14 protein-coding genes and 1 pseudogene are annotated in these 17,830 nt (G+C 38.4%); 5 read left to right on the top strand and 10 right to left on the bottom strand.

What is annotated here, in order from left to right; genetic code table 11:
- Window positions 1-15: 15 nt before the first annotated feature.
- The 4 genes from acbC to ybaK all read right to left on the bottom strand — a co-directional run bounded on the left by acbC (window position 16) and on the right by ybaK (window position 5,877).
- On the bottom strand, window positions 16-1,833 hold the full coding sequence (gene acbC / locus AAC851_RS01115) for an acinetoferrin biosynthesis protein AcbC (protein WP_340600355.1): 1,818 nt from the start codon (window positions 1,831-1,833) through the stop codon (window positions 16-18).
- Window positions 1,830-3,311 carry an acinetoferrin biosynthesis monooxygenase AcbB gene (gene acbB, locus AAC851_RS01110; RefSeq protein WP_340600354.1) on the bottom strand — a complete coding sequence of 494 codons (1,482 nt, stop codon included), beginning with the start codon at window positions 3,309-3,311 and terminating at the stop codon, window positions 1,830-1,832. Before acbB ends, acbC begins: the two co-directional genes overlap by 4 nt.
- Window positions 3,304-5,088 (bottom strand): acinetoferrin biosynthesis protein AcbA, encoded by a 1,785-nt coding sequence (gene acbA, locus AAC851_RS01105; RefSeq protein ID WP_340600353.1) that lies wholly within the window; start codon window positions 5,086-5,088, stop codon window positions 3,304-3,306. The genes acbB and acbA overlap by 8 nt, the downstream gene beginning before the upstream one ends.
- Before the next feature lie 321 nt (window positions 5,089-5,409).
- Window positions 5,410-5,877: a Cys-tRNA(Pro) deacylase gene (gene ybaK / locus AAC851_RS01100; protein ID WP_320532287.1), complete on the bottom strand. Its 468-nt coding sequence runs from the start codon at window positions 5,875-5,877 to the stop codon at window positions 5,410-5,412.
- Between the two features lie 166 nt (window positions 5,878-6,043).
- Here ybaK and AAC851_RS01095 point away from each other — a divergent pair, with 166 nt between their 5' ends.
- The 4 genes from AAC851_RS01095 (at window position 6,044) to AAC851_RS01080 (ending at window position 10,652) form a co-directional block, all read left to right on the top strand.
- Window positions 6,044-6,349 carry a hypothetical protein gene (locus AAC851_RS01095; protein ID WP_005080861.1) on the top strand — a complete coding sequence of 102 codons (306 nt, stop codon included), beginning with the start codon at window positions 6,044-6,046 and terminating at the stop codon, window positions 6,347-6,349.
- Between the two features lie 191 nt (window positions 6,350-6,540).
- Window positions 6,541-7,914 carry an ABC1 kinase family protein gene (locus tag AAC851_RS01090; RefSeq protein ID WP_004639024.1) on the top strand — a complete coding sequence of 458 codons (1,374 nt, stop codon included), beginning with the start codon at window positions 6,541-6,543 and terminating at the stop codon, window positions 7,912-7,914.
- Window positions 7,915-8,150: 236 nt separating this feature from the next.
- Window positions 8,151-9,437: an acyl-CoA dehydrogenase family protein gene (locus AAC851_RS01085; RefSeq protein WP_320533488.1), complete on the top strand. Its 1,287-nt coding sequence runs from the start codon at window positions 8,151-8,153 to the stop codon at window positions 9,435-9,437.
- A 15-nt stretch (window positions 9,438-9,452) separates the two neighbouring features.
- Window positions 9,453-10,652 (top strand): acyl-CoA dehydrogenase family protein, encoded by a 1,200-nt coding sequence (locus AAC851_RS01080; RefSeq protein ID WP_005080867.1) that lies wholly within the window; start codon window positions 9,453-9,455, stop codon window positions 10,650-10,652.
- A gap of 108 nt (window positions 10,653-10,760) precedes the next feature.
- Here the strand turns inward: AAC851_RS01080 and AAC851_RS01075 are convergent, their stop codons facing one another.
- From AAC851_RS01075 to AAC851_RS01060, 4 genes and pseudogenes are all read right to left on the bottom strand, one after another.
- Window positions 10,761-11,579, bottom strand: coding sequence for an SDR family NAD(P)-dependent oxidoreductase (locus AAC851_RS01075; RefSeq protein ID WP_320532288.1), 819 nt, complete (start codon window positions 11,577-11,579; stop codon window positions 10,761-10,763).
- An 871-nt stretch (window positions 11,580-12,450) separates the two neighbouring features.
- Window positions 12,451-12,575 (bottom strand): annotated as a pseudogene (locus AAC851_RS01070) (IS5/IS1182 family transposase); the annotation flags it as partial.
- A gap of 31 nt (window positions 12,576-12,606) precedes the next feature.
- Window positions 12,607-13,959, bottom strand: coding sequence for a glutathione-disulfide reductase (gorA, locus tag AAC851_RS01065; RefSeq protein WP_340600352.1), 1,353 nt, complete (start codon window positions 13,957-13,959; stop codon window positions 12,607-12,609).
- Between the two features lie 184 nt (window positions 13,960-14,143).
- Window positions 14,144-15,382, bottom strand: a complete 1,239-nt coding sequence (locus AAC851_RS01060) for an alkane 1-monooxygenase (RefSeq protein WP_340600351.1) — start codon at window positions 15,380-15,382, stop codon at window positions 14,144-14,146.
- Window positions 15,383-15,572: 190 nt separating this feature from the next.
- On the opposite strand from AAC851_RS01060, the gene AAC851_RS01055 reads away from it, so the two are divergent.
- The gene (locus AAC851_RS01055) at window positions 15,573-16,505 is read left to right on the top strand and encodes an AraC family transcriptional regulator (RefSeq protein ID WP_262443956.1); all 933 of its coding nucleotides are present in this window, start codon (window positions 15,573-15,575) and stop codon (window positions 16,503-16,505) included.
- Between the two features lie 51 nt (window positions 16,506-16,556).
- Here AAC851_RS01055 and lpxA read toward each other — a convergent pair whose 3' ends face one another.
- Together lpxA and fabZ are read right to left on the bottom strand one after the other, a co-directional pair.
- Complete coding sequence (gene lpxA / locus AAC851_RS01050) at window positions 16,557-17,345, bottom strand: acyl-ACP--UDP-N-acetylglucosamine O-acyltransferase (protein ID WP_125501621.1); 789 nt, start codon at window positions 17,343-17,345, stop codon at window positions 16,557-16,559.
- On the bottom strand, window positions 17,342-17,827 hold the full coding sequence (gene fabZ, locus AAC851_RS01045; RefSeq protein ID WP_004639006.1) for a 3-hydroxyacyl-ACP dehydratase FabZ: 486 nt from the start codon (window positions 17,825-17,827) through the stop codon (window positions 17,342-17,344). The genes lpxA and fabZ overlap by 4 nt, the downstream gene beginning before the upstream one ends.
- Window positions 17,828-17,830: the final 3 nt, after the last annotated feature.

Genomic DNA, 17,830 nt, shown 5'->3' with positions numbered 1-17,830 from the left:
AAATGACGAATAAAATTAGCCCACTTTCGCTTGGCGAAGTTGCTGTGCCCACGTTTTCAATGTTTCTGGGCTAACTGGATTTGCAATGGGATCAAGAAAGACAGGCACAGGACGCTCTGCTTCATCGTTATAACTTGTGGTAAATAGACGTACACGGTTTAGACAAATTTTGGTGTAGTTAGGACGCAGCATGGCGAATTTATCAGCACGTTCAGCCAGTTCTGGATGTTTGTGGTTAAATTCAACAATCGTGTTGGAAATGGTCTGCCAGAAATCAAGCTCTGAATATTCAGGATAGTCTTGCAAGAACACATTACAGATATAGCGGTAATGCACCATGAACAGACCAGTGAAGATAAAATGACTTAGATCGGTCGCCTCATGTCGTAATAACAAAGCCGCTTCAGGTGGTAACTGAGCTAACTCAGGGAAATCCTCATCCACCAAATTAATGTCATCAATGAAATCTTTTAATACCATAGCTTTTGGTACTCCATTTTCATGTACCAACATCGTGTTCTCACCGTGTGGTGAAAATGCCAAACCATAGCGGTATAAGCAAAGTAATAATGGACTCATACTTACTTGAGCAAATTGTGCTAACCAAGCCAAAGGGCTTAAACCTGATGCCTGGATCAACACGCTCAAGATCGATTGACCTGAAATATCACGGTGTAACAATGCTGCTTGAGATAACACTTGATGAGATGAATCAACATAACGATCAACACTTTCACGCCATAAACAACCGAACAGCTCTTTAAATTGATACGGTGCACCGTCAATGCGGTCAAAACATGGTTGATGAATAGTTAAAGTCGCAACTTCACCTAAGAAAATCACACCTGTATTTTGTAAATCCTGATCTTGTTGATGGATTTTTTTTAACCATGCGGTCACTGCTGGTGCTGCAAGATTACGTTTTGAGGGTAATCCACGATAAACAGCGGTATTAAAAATACTGACTGGTAGCTTTATATAATGACGCTGCAAATTTGATATGTTGCATAAGGTGCGGATTGATTGCATCGGCACATAGCTATCTTGGCTGATATTTAACTCAATAATTTTCTGATCCACAATCTCATTGGCATAAGTCGGAACAAGCCATTGATGCCATTGCCATGCGTGTACGGGAATCAAAAAGTAATTTTGCGGGTCTAGATTTTTTTCTTGGAGAATATTGATGAACTGCTGTAGTTCATTGGCATCAAACTCATGCTGATATAAACCACATGCGTTCCAATCTTCAGTACTTCGATACTCTGCTAAATCACGATGAACGGCTAACCACAACACTTTAACTTCAGGTGAAAGCTCTGGCGCAGCGCTTAAATAATCATCATAACCAAAACCCATACGCCCTTTACTCATGATGAGCCAAGGATGACCACGTAGCATGCCTTCAACTTTGTAATGTGGCTCTGTCAAAACCGCTGTACTTGGCAAACGTGTTTCATTGAACAAATGTGCTTCTGCAAGCCAAGTATTATTCATTTCTTTGATCAAATACGCTTTAGTAAATGGCTTAACATTAGAACTGTCAGACATTGCGACAATGAACTCATGTAAGTTCCAAGCAGGTTGATCATTTTCCTGACTATGAGTCACATCACGTACCGAAGCTTCCTGAATATTCCAGTGTCCGAGTAGATATTGATGTCCTTGAAACTCATACCGACGATTGCCTAAATCTAAACGATAAAGCCCTGCTGACAATGCTTTAACTTCAATAATTTCTTCGTATAGAAACTCTGCAATCGCCATTTCAATAAGACGTTGTCCTGCGGCACGCCATTGCTGCTGATTAATTTTTAAAGTTGCAAAGTTCATATCAGTTTCTCATAAGTTGAATGTACAGAAGCAGTTTGTGTACGTGTGTTTGCACCACGGCGATTAGGATGCGCCGTCATCACGTTCTGTTCTGTTTTCTTGAAAATTGAATGGTTTTTATTGGGAGAATTTTCGCAAAGGCACTCGTTTGATTGTGCTTTGTCATCTGCCATACAAATTTTTGGATTTTGAGAGAGATTAAAGTGTTGGAATGTCTGCGCTTGATTGCCTAATTCATAAAGAGGCTCAGCAAGCAATTGATTAATGATCGTTGCTGCACGATAAGCACCAAGACCTAAATCAGGTGTGCCGACACCATGACTATGCATTTCCTGATTTTGAACAAAAATATGACCATTCAGCCGATGTACAACACGATAGTCGTCTGTAATCTGCCAACGCTGTTTATGATCAAACTCGATGTATGGCTTGAGCAACTGCATAAAACCAAAATCAGGTGTGAAATAACCCGTTGCGGCTACAAGAAAATCACAGTCGAGATGAAAAGACTGAGCTGTAGCACGATGCTGGAAATGCAGTCGGATTTTTTGTGTATCCAATGCTTCTGCATCTTTCAAATCACATTGACTATGTAAATGTGTCTGTAAGCTTTGACCTGCTATGCTGCGGTGATAAAGTCTTTGATAAATTTCCCGAATGGTTTTTGCACTAATTCCCTTGTATAACAAGGCTTGTTGCTTTAACTGCTGTTCCTTTTGCTGCGCAGTCAAATCATAAAAATGCTGTGCATAATCTGGACTAAAATGTTCCAAACCTAATGGCGCATACTCCATCGGGAAGAAACCTTGAGAACGAGTAAACCAATGTAAATCAAACTGATGATTGACAGTATCTTGCTGTTCATCAAATAAGTCGATAAACACTTCAGCTGCAGATTGTCCAGAACCAAGTACGACCACATCGCCATGTAAATCTGTGTCGGCATGCGTCATATACTGTGCTGAATGCAGACATTGTTGTGGACGGATTTTCTGAATTTTTGCCAAACATTCAGGCAAATAAGGCACATTGCCACTACCAACCACCAAATGACGGCATAAATAACTTTGCTGAACACCGTTTGATTCAACGACTACTTTAAAACCTATCGTTTGAGGTTCAATCTTCAAGACACGAGATTGATATTGGATACAATCGAGTTGTTCTGCAACCCATTGGCAATAATGGTTGTATTCACAACGTGGAATATGTGGCTGCTCTAAAAAGTAAAACTTATACAAACGTTGCTGATGACGCAGATAATTCAAAAAACTAAATGGACTGGTTGGATCAACCATCGAGACCAAATCTGCCATAAATGGCACTTGTAATACCGTATTAGGTAGTTGCATACCTGCATGCCAATCAAATTGCACCTTTTGCTCAAAAAACACGTAATTGAGTGAGCTTTTGTTTTGTAGCAAACTAGCAAGACTTAAATTAAAAGGCCCTAGACCAACTCCAATAAAATCAAGCATAACTGACGTCCTTCTGTAAAATACGCAGCGGATTTGGCAGTTGCACGTAAACAGATTGATTTTCTACAGGTGCGATCAACTCGTCTAATTCATGCAAACGTGTCAGCAAGTTGCCTTTATAAGGCAGCGTTGAATTGAACAGTAGTCCTTGTATTAAGGTACTCTCAGGATATTGCTGTAATTGCTCTTCTAAAAATCCAGTTAGATGCGCTAACAATTCATCTTCAGTGATATAGCCTGTTGCACCGATGGCATTAATAATCCCGAACAAAGTATTGCCAAAGAAATAATAACTAAAACGTTCATCAACAAAATCTTTCGGACCTACCGCAAAGGCTTTTTCTTTCAGTTCAGGAAGTGCTTGCAGAATTTCAGTGGCAAATTCTTCAATATAATAAAAACCTTGGTTATCACGTAACCATAAAGTTTTTGGGAAATGATTTTCCAGTTCCAACAACACATTTTGCTGATGTGACTCAAATGCCATACCATAACGATGGTATAGATACATCAAAGGCTGCAAACTGACTTCGAGGAACCGATTAAACCAATCTGAAGCAATCTCTGAAACTTCAGCATCAGGATGGGCTTTCGCAATTTTTGCAAATAAGGCATTAAAACGATTTAAAGGCTTAATCGGATGATCTTGGCACAAAGATGCGATACAAGTGACTTGTTGTTGAGGATGGAAAGGCTGATCTCGGAAAATACAAATACTTTCACTGATCACTTCATCATCGATTTTTAAAGCGATCCAAGCTGGATCATTGACTGCTTTTAGACTTGGACACTGTTTAAGAATATTTTGCCCAAACTCACTATGCCACAAACGATGTGTCAATTCACCACGATGACATTCTTTGGCCAAATTCACTCGAATAGAATTGGTAATCATCACTGAAAGTGATGGCTTCACCATCCAAGGTGCATTGAAGCTCGCTAATGTGCGTATGGAAGTGGTTGGAGAGAATTGCCAACCACGCAAGCCCAAATCTATCAATTGCCCTGTTTGCTTTAATCGTTCAAACCAAGCTTTGCCCTGTAAATAACGCGCTTGCCATGGATGTAAAGGAAGTAACTTATATTCCGCATGTGTCTTTAATAAATTGAGATCATTTTCAGATAAATACCACTGTAACGCGGTTTTTAATTGCGCTGAAATAGGTTCATCAGTCGCACTACCTTCTGCAATATAATCTTGGTGCACTAGCCAATAATGAAGTTGAGTCTTACCTTTATTTTCAGGAGAAAAGTTTAACCAATCTTCATGAACAAAGCCTGTCCTACTTTTTGGCGCGGGATGCATACTATGCCCTAAAATCAAAGCTTGCTCTGTTTCAATAAAGCTTTGCCCTGCTTTTACTAAAGCATCAAATTCATATTCACGATTTTGTAAAAACTGTTGTAGCGCATCTCGACTTTGAATCCATTTTTCAACTAATGAAGCAGCATCTAGATGAACAGCGGCTTCTTGAACAAGCTCTTCTAGCAACAACCCAACAATTGCTACAGGACTAAATACCTTAATTTTTTCATCGATAATAATTTGCGGAAGATCTGCTAAGCGATGTCGCCCCACACAGCTCACATAAGATAAAGGGAAAAAGCAACGTGCTTGAATAGAGGTAATCGGTATTGATAACAGCGTCAAACCTTGGCTAAACGTCTGTAGTTGAAGAGATTGCTGACTTTTATGAAGCAAGTGACCTTTGCCAGTTTCTTGCGTATATGCATTGACGAAATGTTGTAACGCCAACCGATTAGCAAGTGATTGCATCTGTCGATATCCTCTTTCAAAAGAGTTAATTTGTTTTTCGAAATGTTTTAGGCCTGAAACACATCTTAAGTACAAGGGAGTTTGTAGTTAAGATGGAACTAATGATAATTATTATCATTTACTATTTCAATTCCATAAAAGAATCTAGAAAAACAACACTAAATCATTGAATTTATTTTGTTTAATAAGGGATATTGCTCAGTAAAGATACAAAAAGATAATAATAATTCTCATTAAATAAAATGATCAGCTTGTAGCCATCAATAGTTTTTATAGATGTATAAAATTTTTAAATAGTCTCAAATATAATATTTCCCCACATCAAAAATCTAATATGTCAAAAAATGAAGCATTTAATAAACTTGCCAAATCTTGCGGCTTTAGTCCAATATCAAGCCCACGCTTTCCACCACTAACGTAAATTTTATCAAATGCTTGTGCACTTTTATCGATCACAGTCTTTAAGCGTTTCTTTTGACCCAAGGGGCTAATCCCCCCAACAAGATAGCCAGTCAAACGCTCAGCATCTTTGGGATTTGCCATCTGCAACTTTTTACAACCAACTGCAGCAGCAACCTTTTTCAAATTTAATAGATGGTTTACAGGTAATATCGCAATAAAAAAGTTTTTTTCATCAGTAACCATCAACGTTTTAAATACTTCTTCAACATTCAAATTTAGTTTTTCAGCAGCTTCTAGACCGAAACTTTTAGCATTTACATCATGCTCATATTCATGAATTGAAAAAGGTATATTGTGTTTTTCAAGCAATTTACAAGCTGGCGTCATGATTACTCAGTGATGTTATAAAAATTTTAAAGTGGGAATAGTGTAGCATTTTAGGTTAAATGTTTAAATTTACTTAGGCTATTTTTGATATAAATCTATTCTTGATAATTACTCAACTACCCGCATATATTCTTCAATGTGGATCAAAAATAGGACCTGCAATCAAATGAGCTACAAACATAATAATCTAATGGCAATGCGCCAAAACTACTGGAATGATGAGTCTTCAAGTATCGTACAGGCTGAAAAACAATTGCTTAAACACACCTTAATTGAAGAAGGTATCTTTAAAGACGCGACTTTAGAAGATACCAAATATTTTTTCTTTACCCTGCCCAGTATTATTATTGTTAAAGCTCATGCATTAGGTTTTCACCATAATTCAGTCAAACAAATGTTAAAGCAGCACATCCAAAGTAACCGTACTTATTTGATGAAAAAATCTGAATTAAAAATTCAGTTTAGAATTTAATGTAAAGATCTATTAGCGTCTAAAAAATTCTATTATTTGCTTAGGCTATTTTATAAATATTGATCTATTTCACAAATTTAGACTGATAATTCAAGAGATTGAACTATTTTAATACGTTCAAACGCTGTAATATCCACTACAATTTACGCTCAGCTTTCAACCCTCCGATTTCAGCATAGGATTTTTCTTTCATGTCAGATCAGAACGATAAGCTCAAGAACCTAAAAACCTCATCTGTGGATCGTCGCTTATCTATCGCTAAAGCCTCATTACTTGCTGGAACACGTTGGGCAACCGCAAGTGCTACTTCTATGTTTTCAAGTGAAGAAGATAAAGAAAAGAAACGTAAGAAAGCGATGGCTGAACAAGCTCATTATTTGGTTTCTGAAATTGGAAAGTTAAAAGGCTCGATCGTAAAAATCGGGCAAATGATGGCCTTATATGGCGAGCATTTCCTACCTGAAGAAATTACTCAAGCATTAAACACGCTGAACAACCAAACTGTTGCTTTGGCTTGGCCTGCTATTAAAGCACATTTACAAGAACAACTAGGTTCTAGAATGGACGACCTGACCATCGACCATGAGCCAATCGGTACAGCTTCATTAGCTCAAGTACATCGTGCTATCCGTAAATCGGACGGTTTAGAATTAGTGCTTAAAATCCAATATCCAGGTGTAGCTGAAGCGATTGATTCAGATATGAATCTGTTCAAAAACATGCTTAAACTCACGCGCATGGTTCCGCAGACCCGTGAATTTGATCAATGGTTTGATGAAGTTAGAGAAATGATGCATCGAGAAGTTGATTATGGCATCGAAGCTGCGACCACACGTCGCTTTGCTGCACGTTTAAAAGAAGATCCTCGATATATTGTCCCTCAGATTGTCAATGAATTCTGTGCTGAAAAAGTGCTCTGTATGACTTTTGAGCGTGGTGTTCCTGTAAACAGCCCTGTCATGCTCTCTTTGCCACAAGAACGTAGAAATCAATTGGGCGAAGCATCATTAGAGATCGCAGTACGTGAATTATTTGAATGGGGTGAAATGCAAACCGATCCTAACTTCGGTAATTATTTAGTCCGTTTAGGGAACGGTACTGACGTCCGCGATAAAATTGTATTACTTGATTTTGGTGCGATACGTCAATTCGATGAGAATTTGCTGTCTGTTGCGCGTAACCTAATTCAAGCGGGCTATGATCACGACAAAGCAGCCATGGTCAAAGCGATGACAGGCTACGAATTTTTTGATGGTATGCCAGAAAGTATTAAACCAGGCATGGCAGATGTTTTCTTAATTGCAACTGAAGCATTTAGTTGCCCTGAAAACAATCCAGACATGCCTATTGGTATTATGGATGATCAAGATCGCTATGACTGGAAGAAAAGTCAGCTTCATAGTCGAGTGATGCAACAAGCAGCGCAATCAATGGCTTCTCGCTACTTCTCGGTTCCCCCAAAAGAATTTATGTTTATTAGCCGTAAATTTATTGGTGCATATACCTTTATGACCGTCATTGATGCAAAGACAAACGTCCGTAAAATGATTCGTCAATTTGCATAAAATACCTATACAAAGTCATCTTGACCAATCTGATTTGTCAGATTGGTCAATTTTTTTTAATTTTTATTTTTCATCATTTTTTTAAAATTTTAAAAAACAATAACATAAATCCACTTAGGTATTCACATTACACTTTATCGTTCTCAATTCAGCGTGTCAAAGAAGACATAGTTTTTTTAACTGGGGCATGTCAGCATGAATTTACAATCATCCCCTAGGATAAAGTCATGTCTAATATGATGAATAAGGCTCAAGGTTTCGGGCTATCTCTAATCACAAAAATCGCAGGAAGCGAAATGCTTGATCAACTCAAGCTACGAAAATTTGTTGAAAAATCGCTATATCAAGGTTCAAAGACTGGCTTTAAGGTGCTGACTAAAACACAAAAAGCCTTTAAACCGCAAGCAATAGATAAACAGCGTCTACCAAATCAAAGCAATAAAAACCTATTTGATCTGAGTTTAACTGAAGAACAGCAAATGACCTGCGATGCCATGTCACAATTTGCTGAAGAGGTTTTATATACTTTAGCGCATGATGCAGATCATCATGCTCAATTTCCAGAAGAACTTTGGCAGCATTTAACTGATCTTGGTTTAAATTACTACGCATTACCCGAAGCTTTGGGCGGTGTTGCGGCTGAACAGAATATTGTCAGTAATATTCTAATTGCAGAAAGTCTTGCTAAAGGTGATTTCAGTTTAACCGCAGGCCTATTAAGTACCTTTAGTGTGATCAATGCAATGACTCGTTGGGGTTCAACCCAAGTTCAATCTATGTATTTACCTGTGTTTGCAGAAGATCCAGATGTCACTGCAACTTTCGCCTTCCAAGAAGCAACCCCAGCATTTAATCCATTCCAGTTAAAAACAAAAGCAACTGAGCAAAATGGAAAATTCTATATCACAGGTGAAAAGACTCTCGTTGTTTTAGGTGATACAGCAGATGTCTTTATTGTCAGTGCTGAATGGAACGGAAAACCCGATATCTTTGTGGTGCAGTGTGATGAAACGATTGCAATCAAAGCAAATCCCGCGATGGGTTTAAAAGCAGCAGAGACTGCGACACTTCAATTCAATCTAACTCCTGCTCTTCGCTTAGGTGATACAGACTTCGATTACACTGCGTTTGTGGATTTAGGTAATTTGATGTGGTGTGCAATGGCTATCGGAACTTGTGAAGCCATAAAAGCGTATTGCATCAAATATGCAAACGAACGTACTGCCTTTGGGGAACCAATCTCACACCGTCAAAGCGTTGCATTCATGATTGCTGATATGGCCATTGAAATTGACGCGATGCGTATGTTGGTACTTAACGCAGCAAGTTTGGCGGAAGCTGGACAACCATTCCACCGCGAAGCGTATTTGGCACGACTACTCTGTGCTGAAAAATCAATGAAAATCGGTACGGATGGCGTTCAAATCTTGGGTGGGCATGGCTTTACCAAAGAGCATCCTGTTGAACGTTGGTATCGTGATTTACGTGCGACCGCAATCTTGCATTCTGGCTTACACGCTTAATTTTGGAGAATAATAATGAATTTACAGAATCCGAAAAAATTTAAAATGCTGGTTGATCAAGCACACGAAACTGCCATTAATGTATTACGTCCAATTTCTCGTAAGTATGATAAAGCTGAACATGCCTATCCAAAAGAACTGGATATGTTAGCTGCCTTACTAGATGGGATGAATGAAAGTGGCGAAGGCGTAGGTGCAGCAAATGCTAGCAAGCGCGGTACAGCCAATCCAGATTCGATCGTAAATGGCGGTAATATGTCAGCAGCACTTGGCATTATTGAAATGTGTTATGGCGATACTGGATTATTACTCAGTATGCCACGCCAAGGCTTGGGGAACTCTGCTATTGCTGCGGTTGCCAATGATGAACAACTCGAACGTTTCAAAGGCACTTGGGCTGCAATGGCAATCACTGAACCAGGTTGTGGCTCTGACTCAGCAGCTATCCGTACGACTGCAACCAAAGATGGCGATGATTATATTCTAAACGGTGAAAAAATCTTTGTTACTTCAGGTGAACGTGCTGATTCAGTTGTCGTTTGGGCAACTTTAGATAAGAAACTTGGACGTGCTGCGATTAAATCCTTTGTTGTGACTAAAGGCACACCGGGAATGAAAGTCGAACGTCTCGAACATAAACTTGGAATCAAAGCATCTGATACTGCAGTCATTAGTTTCATCGACTGTCGTGTGCCTGCTGCAAATCTATTAGGTAATCCTGATATCGACGTGGCGAAGGGTTTTGCAGGAGTAATGGAAACGTTTGATAATACACGCCCACTTGTTGCAGCGATGGCAATTGGTTGTGCAAAAGCCTCTTTAGAACGTATCAAAGAGATTTTCAAAGATCAACTTGATCCTGACTATCAAACACCGTATTTGCAAAGTTCAAATCTGGCTGCACAAATCTATCGTATGGAGGCTGAGTGGGAAGCTGCCCGTTTACTTATGCTTAAAGCGACATGGATGGCAGACAATAAAAAGCCGAACTCTAAAGAAGCTTCAATTGCTAAAGCCAAAGCTGGTCGTGTCGGCAATGAAATTACGCTGAAATGTGTAGAGCTAGCTGCAAGTGTAGGTTATGGTGAAGATGAATTGCTGGAGAAATGGGCACGTGACTCAAAAATTCTAGATATTTTTGAAGGTACACAACAGATTCAGCAATTGATCATCGCGCGTCGTGAATTGGGTAAATCATCGAGCGAATTAAAATAATTTTTTCAAATGTACCCCTGTTATAGATTCATAATATTTTTTAAAACCGAGCTAAGCAATTAGCTCGGTTTTTTAGTGTCATACATTTAAACTTGATTTTTGTTACACTCACTTAGCACTACGACCAACAACCGCCCGATACATGAATCGTGCTAAAAACCGATCAGGTAGAAGACCCAATATAGGCACAATTTTATTTAAGCCCGGCAGACTAACAATCGCTTTATTTTCCAATGAGTGAATTGCAGAGCTGGCAACGTCTTTAACATCCATTGAAAATTTTTGGCTTATATGACTAACAGAACCTGTAGATTTACTGTTCTGTTCCAAGCCCATCGCATCAAAAATTGGCGTACGAGTAATACCTGGACAAAATGCCCCCACAAAAATATGATGTGGGGCTAATTCTTCATGCAAAGCTTGTGTAAATGCAACAACATAATGTTTACTTGCAGCATAAGCCGCTAGTTTAGGAACAGGCGTAAAGCCTCCTATTGATGCTATATTCAAAATACTTCCAGAAACTTTCTTTTGAATCATATGTTGTGCAACCTTACTACATAATTCAGTCATAGCAAGAATGTTTAGATTCAGCATAGTATTTACACGCGTTATATCCAAATCAATGTGATCACCAAATAAAGCTGTACCAGCATTATTAATAAGAACATCAATCTTTAAATTCTGTTCTTCCACGTATTGTAGTAATTCATCTATTGCTTGATGTGAAGTTAAATCAATCTGAATTGTAATGAGTTTACCTGGTAAATTGCCGAGCTCTCTTTTGAGGTGTTCAATTTCGGTTTCTAATAAAGTAGCAACAATAACAGTTGCACCCTTGTTTAATAATTGCTTTGATATCTCTTTGCCAATTCCACTACCACCACCAGTAACCAATACATTCAGATATTTCCAGTTTAGTTTCATCACAGTTCCTTTCCACTAGTGTTTCAGCTAATCATGTATGATTTCCATACGATTGAGCTCTTAAAATATCTTGTGGGTTGTTAAGACAATGGTCTCGAAGCTCTTTTATTCCCGCTTCTTTATCAACTTCATTATCTTTAATTTTGAGTATTTGTTTACGTGCAAGCAGATAATGATAGCTCCTATGTCATATCGCCCCCTCTTGATCCACCCTTTTCAAACAATCAGCAGCATCTCTGCATAGTAGATTTTCACATATGGAACACAACTTTTCAGATTCACCTTTCGCTTTAATCTTTTGAGCAAGTTGTTGTAGTTCCCCAAATTGGATATTTGGTTTTGGCATATCAAGAAGAAAAGTTTGTGCTACCAATAACTGAATACAAGTCAAGGTTATCGTTTTGCAATGAAACTGTTGAGGCAAAAAATTAAAAACCTGCATATGCGAGAGATCCACTATGTACTTAGCACAGCTTTCGCTAACACGATGATGTTTAAATATTTTCTTTCAACATTTAAAGTTCTAATAGAAACCTAACTTCTGGTTTTTAATAAAACAAGTATCTCAACCCCCAATAAGAATTATAACCGATATAAATTAGGCCAATATTTCAAATACAAACACTTCGTGACAGATTAACTACATCATGTGCCAAAATGTTTTTTACACCTAATTCCGACGACATTGCACTGAGCTAAGCGATATTTTCTTTTTAATAATGTTTGAATCTTCATGATCAACGAGTATTCTCCGCATTCATCAGCAATGCTTATATCAATGCTTCATACGTACATCTTATTGGTGAATTATTAAGAAAGGCTTTGCTGTATAAAAATAAAAAATAGAACTGCCCTCAACAGCACAAATTTCAGTAACAACTTTGGTATTAGACCGACCTAATTTAGTAGATTTATTGAGCACGGCTACACTAGAGTGAATCTGGTTCACTTGGTTTTTAAGTTCCTAGCATTCAGTTTATCTCCGAATAATTTGATGAAAGCCTCATTCGACTGGATTGATCAGTCACTATCTCATGGTCACAAACTCTTCGGCAGAAGTTGGATGAATCGCAACGGTATTATCAAAATCTTTCTTAGTCGCTCCCATTTTTAGAGCAACAGCGAAGCCTTGCAAAATTTCATCCATCCCAAATCCAATACCATGAATCCCCACAATTTTCTCATCCTTACCCACGCAAACTAGCTTCATCTTCGTAGGTTGACGATGTTCAGTAATTGCACTAAACATAGCCGTAAAAGAGGTGTTGTACACCTTTACAGCTTCCTGACCATATTGATCTACCGCTTCATCTTCGGTGATCCCAACAGTACCTATAGGCGGATGACTAAAGACCACTGTAGGAATATTTTCATAATCTAAATGTTCTTCAGGTTTATTATTAAAAAGCCGTTCTGATAATCGACGTCCTGCCGCCACAGCAACAGGTGTAAGTTCCATTTTTCCAGTAATATCCCCTACAGCATAAATGCCCGCTTGCGATGTATTCTGGAATTTATCAACGCAGATATAGCCCCTATCATCAAGCTCAATATTCGCTTTTTCTAGAGCTAAACTTGCTGTATTCGGTTCTCGACCTGTTGCCCAGATAAGACAATCGATCGTATGACTTTCACCATTTTCTAAATGAAGCACCACCGAACCATCCCCATTTTTTGTGACTTTTTTAGGAACAGCTTGCGTGTGTACCGTAATACCATCTGTTTGCATCACAGTCATAAGTGTTTCACTAATAAATGATTCAAAACGACGTACTAGTCGATTCTGACGGATAAATAGCCTGACCTCGGAACCTAATGTATTGAGTACCCCAGCAAGTTCAACCGCAATATAGCCAGAACCTATAACAGCTACTCTTTTAGGTAAATCAGATAAATCAAAGAAGCCATTAGAGTCAATTCCATATTCAACCCCTTCAATATCAGGTAATGATGGCTGTGTCCCTGTAGCTATTAAAATATGATCCGCAGTAAGTCGATTACCATTAACCTCAATCGTATGAGTATCAATAAAGGTTGCCTCACCTTGTATAAGGTCCACTTTATTGCTACTTAGGCTATTTTGATAAGACTTATGAATTCTTTGTATATAAGCTTGCCGATTTTTAATTAAATGCTGCCAATCAAATGATTCAACATGTGCATTAAATCCATAGTCTGATGCATATTTCTGTATCGTCTCCGCAACATGTGCTGCATACCACATCACTTTCTTAGGCACACATCCCACGTTTACACACGTCCCCCCAATTTCACTTTTCTCAATCAATGCACATTTCTTTCCATACATTGCAGCACGATTAACTGATGCAATCCCGCCACTACCGCCGCCAATCGCAATATAATCATAATGTTTTGTCATCATCGCCTCGTAAAATCGATTGTAAGTGCTGTTTTGATTCTAGGTTATATAGATATACAATAAGAATTTGCAAAAACCGTGGTTTTTTAATTTTTTAATACAAGAAAAAAGCACTGATCATTTCTGAACAGTGCTTGGAACATGATGAGCGTCTGTAAATATTAACAGACCTCAAATTTTAGTATTAGTCTGTAGTTTCCGTAGACGTTTGTACTAATGATTGATCAACCCCGCCAAATTTTTTGAAAAGTTTTGCACGACGTTTTGGATAAATGTTCGCTTTGTTTAAATCACCTTTGTAGTGATCAACAACACGTTTATCCATCATTTTAAACCATAAAGGTGGAATCAATGCTGGTAGAAGCATACTTGCATAACCACTTGGCAACTCTGGTGCCTCATCAAAATGACGTAAAGCTTGGAATGGACGAGTTGGATAAGCATGATGATCCGAGTGACGTTGCAATTGGTACAAGAATAAGTTCGTCACGATATTATTGTTGTTCCAGCTATGCTCTGGCATTGTACGTTGATACTTGCCGTTTGCATCTTTTTGACGTTTTAAACCATAGTGTTCAATATAGTTAATAATTTCAAATAAACTAATGCCATAAAATGCTTGAGTTGCTAAATATGGAATTACACCTTTTCCAAATAAACCAACCATTGAACCATGAAATGCAGCACTCATGCCCCAACCTTGTAACAACTCATTCTCTGTAGACCAGAACTCTTTGCCTTTACGTTTTAAACGATTGGTTTCAATCTCAATTGCGGATTTTAAAGAACCAATCACTGTACGTGGCCAAAATTCGTAAAAAGTCTCTCCCATTTGTGAAGACGCTGGATCTTCAGGAGTTGCGGCACGCTTATGATGACCGTAAGGATGTTCAACACGGAAATGGTTATAACCTGTAGGTACCAATGCTAAGTGAGAAAGAATATGGTCAATACGATCATGTTTATGACTCAACTCGTGTGCCGTATTAATGGCGATACCATTGATCGCACCCATTGAAACACCAAGCAAAATTTTATCAAGAAAAGAGGTTTCTTTTCGGCTTGTTAAATAACATGCATATAAGTTTGCTGCATATTGTAATGGAATAAAGCTTTTTACTAAGCGAGAATAATACGGATCTTTTTCCAGCAATTTAATATCTTCATCGCATGGATTATTCGCATCTTTACCAATAATCGTATCAATTGTTGGAATGACAATATGTAAAACAATCGGTCCGCCCAAAGCAAAAATTTTCTTTAGGGGACGTGGTGCAAATTGATAACCTGCTAAAATCGCAATCCCAATAGCAGGTAAAGCTGGGCTGATGGCCCATAGATAACGTTTACGATCCAATTCAGTTTTTGATTTTGGAATGCTTACTGGCGTAAGTTCTTGACTAACATTTACTGGCGCATTCATCGTCGTATCCATGTCTTCGTATATATATGTATATTTTGAAGAATTATGAAGGCGATGACAGTTGCAAGCGTCCAAAAAAGCTATGTAGAAGTCTTTGGCGTAATCCCCCCTGTTTTTGTCCTAAAAACACATATTGAGTTATTACAACAGCTCTCTATAATTTAAATCACATACATTAAATAAAACGCATATGGACGCCTTAAGTAAAATTTTTGCAGATATTCATTTAAATCACACTGAATATATCTATTTGAAAACACAAGGAGAATGGGGATTCATTTGCCAAGATCAAGCTGCTTTGATCGTACATATTGTTTTAGTCGGTTCAGTATATATTCAAATTGATGCGCAAAATAATCTCGTCGCACATGCAGGTGAAATTGTCTTAATCCCATCCGGACAGGCACATACAGGCGCAGATAATGCCATCACCAAGCTTATTGATGCAGTTGATATCTCAAAATTGTTTGATGGTCATCGTGAAGAGGCAGTTGAGTTTGGTACAGAGTCATCTGAAAAAAATCTGATACTTACCATTCGATGTCAAATTGATACGATTATGGCTCGTCCATTTATTCAAGCTCTACCCTCACTCATTCATATTCAACAAGGTGATAATACAGCGCCTGAATGGCTGCAAATTGGATTACATTTTCTGGCATTAGAGACTCAAAATATTCAAGCAGGTCGAGATATTATTATCGATCATCTAGTTAATATTTTACTGATCAAATGTATCCGCGACCATATTCAACAAATTTCGAATCAACATGGCTGGCTTAGTGCATTAAATCACCCCGAGCTTAGTAATAGTCTTGCAGCGATTCACAATCATCCGGAAGATGCTTGGACTGTCGAATCCCTTGCAGAGCAGTGCTGTATGTCACGCTCGAAGTTTGCGAGTTTATTCCATGAAGTCATTGGTGAGTCTCCTCTCGCCTATTTACAACAGCATCGCATGCGCCTAGCAAGCCAATATTTACGTAAAAGCAACTACTCTATACAAGTCATCGCCAATAAAGTGGGCTATTCATCTGAAACAGCTTTCAGCCAAGCATTTAAACGAACTTTTGAATTATCACCTAAGCAATATCGACAGCAATATGTTGAAGTTGAACCTTAAATTGTACAAATAAAAAAAGACACCGAGGTGTCTTTTTAGATGACCAATAAATTATCGTACGATGCCACGTGTTGATTGTTCTAATGAGTCAATCAACAACTGCGCTTCTGAAACTGAGCCTAAAATCTCATTTCGAATTTGCTCAATTGCTTGTTCAGTTGTCAAACCTGATTTATAAATCAGTTTGTATGCAGTTCTTAGCCCCTGAATCGTTTCTCTTGACCAACCTTTACGTCGCATACCTTCGATATTTAAACCATGCGCATGTGCAGGATTACCAGAAGCTAACACATAAGCAGGCACATCTTTCAGGATCAACGCTGCGCCACCAATCATACTATATGAATCGATTCGACAGAATTGATGTACACCAGCATTACCACCGACAATGACATGATTTCCCACATGTACATGTCCAGCAATACCCACGTTGTTGGCAAAAATATTGTGATCACCAATAATACAGTCATGCGCAATGTGCGTATTGACCATGAAAAGGTTATGGCTACCAATTTTAGTCAGACTGTGATCCTGTACAGTACCGCGGTGTAATGTGCAATGCTCACGAATCGTGTTGTGATCCCCAATTTCTAACCAAGTTTCTTCGCCTTTATACTTCAAATCTTGGCAGATTTCCCCAACACTTGCGAATTGAAAAATATCGTTATTTTTACCAATCCGTGTAAAACCACCAATCACTACATGTGAGTGTAATTTTGTACCTGTGTCAATACTTACATTTGGACCCACAATACAATAAGGTCCGATCTGCACATCAGATGCGATTTCTGCAGACGGATCAATAATTGCTGTAGGATGTATTAAATTTTGACTACTCATGCCTGCTCAATTTTCTGGTGTGAAATAATAATCTCAGCTGTTGCCGCAACAATGCCGTCAACACTTGCAGTACAATTGTACTTGTAAATGCCACGTTTTTGCATCACAAGTTCAGATTTTAAGACAAGCTGGTCACCTGCAACAACCTGTTTCTTAAATCTTATTTTTTCTGCGCCTGCAAATAAAAATAATGAACCTGCTTTTGGCTTTTGGTTAGTGAGTACAAAACCCAGAATACCAGAGACTTGCGCTAATGCTTCAATGATTAAAACACCAGGCATAATTGGGTAAGCTGGAAAGTGCCCTTGGAAAAACTCCTCATTGATCGTCACATTTTTATAGCCAACGATGCTGTTCTCTGTAACGTCTGTTACTCTGTCAACCAATAAAAAAGGATAACGATGCGGTAAATATTCACGAATGGTGAGAATATCCATTGGTAATTCAGGCATTGTAAATGCTGGTAATGTAGACTCGGTCATAAT

The sequence above is a fragment of the Acinetobacter sp. HZNU-JH01 genome (assembly GCF_037996845.1).
Taxonomy (GTDB): domain Bacteria; phylum Pseudomonadota; class Gammaproteobacteria; order Pseudomonadales; family Moraxellaceae; genus Acinetobacter; species Acinetobacter haemolyticus.
Note: the sequence above shows the minus strand (reverse complement) of the source record. Positions and strands in the feature narration are given on the sequence as shown.

Bases quoted from the DNA above. Each gene is read 5' to 3' on its own strand.
- AAC851_RS01095 (WP_005080861.1), top strand. From the start codon at position 6,044: ATGAGCTACAAACATAATAATCTAATGGCAATGCGCCAAAACTACTGG.
- gorA (WP_340600352.1), bottom strand. From the start codon at position 13,959: ATGACAAAACATTATGATTATATTGCGATTGGCGGCGGTAGTGGCGGG.
- AAC851_RS01060 (WP_340600351.1), bottom strand. From the start codon at position 15,382: ATGAATGCGCCAGTAAATGTTAGTCAAGAACTTACGCCAGTAAGCATT.
- AAC851_RS01085 (WP_320533488.1), top strand. From the start codon at position 8,151: ATGATGAATAAGGCTCAAGGTTTCGGGCTATCTCTAATCACAAAAATC.
- AAC851_RS01055 (WP_262443956.1), top strand. From the start codon at position 15,573: ATGGACGCCTTAAGTAAAATTTTTGCAGATATTCATTTAAATCACACT.
- lpxA (WP_125501621.1), bottom strand. From the start codon at position 17,345: ATGAGTAGTCAAAATTTAATACATCCTACAGCAATTATTGATCCGTCT.
- ybaK (WP_320532287.1), bottom strand. From the start codon at position 5,877: ATGACGCCAGCTTGTAAATTGCTTGAAAAACACAATATACCTTTTTCA.
- acbA (WP_340600353.1), bottom strand. From the start codon at position 5,088: ATGCAATCACTTGCTAATCGGTTGGCGTTACAACATTTCGTCAATGCA.
- AAC851_RS01080 (WP_005080867.1), top strand. From the start codon at position 9,453: ATGAATTTACAGAATCCGAAAAAATTTAAAATGCTGGTTGATCAAGCA.
- acbC (WP_340600355.1), bottom strand. From the start codon at position 1,833: ATGAACTTTGCAACTTTAAAAATTAATCAGCAGCAATGGCGTGCCGCA.
- AAC851_RS01090 (WP_004639024.1), top strand. From the start codon at position 6,541: ATGTCAGATCAGAACGATAAGCTCAAGAACCTAAAAACCTCATCTGTG.
- fabZ (WP_004639006.1), bottom strand. From the start codon at position 17,827: ATGACCGAGTCTACATTACCAGCATTTACAATGCCTGAATTACCAATG.
- AAC851_RS01075 (WP_320532288.1), bottom strand. From the start codon at position 11,579: ATGAAACTAAACTGGAAATATCTGAATGTATTGGTTACTGGTGGTGGT.
- acbB (WP_340600354.1), bottom strand. From the start codon at position 3,311: ATGCTTGATTTTATTGGAGTTGGTCTAGGGCCTTTTAATTTAAGTCTT.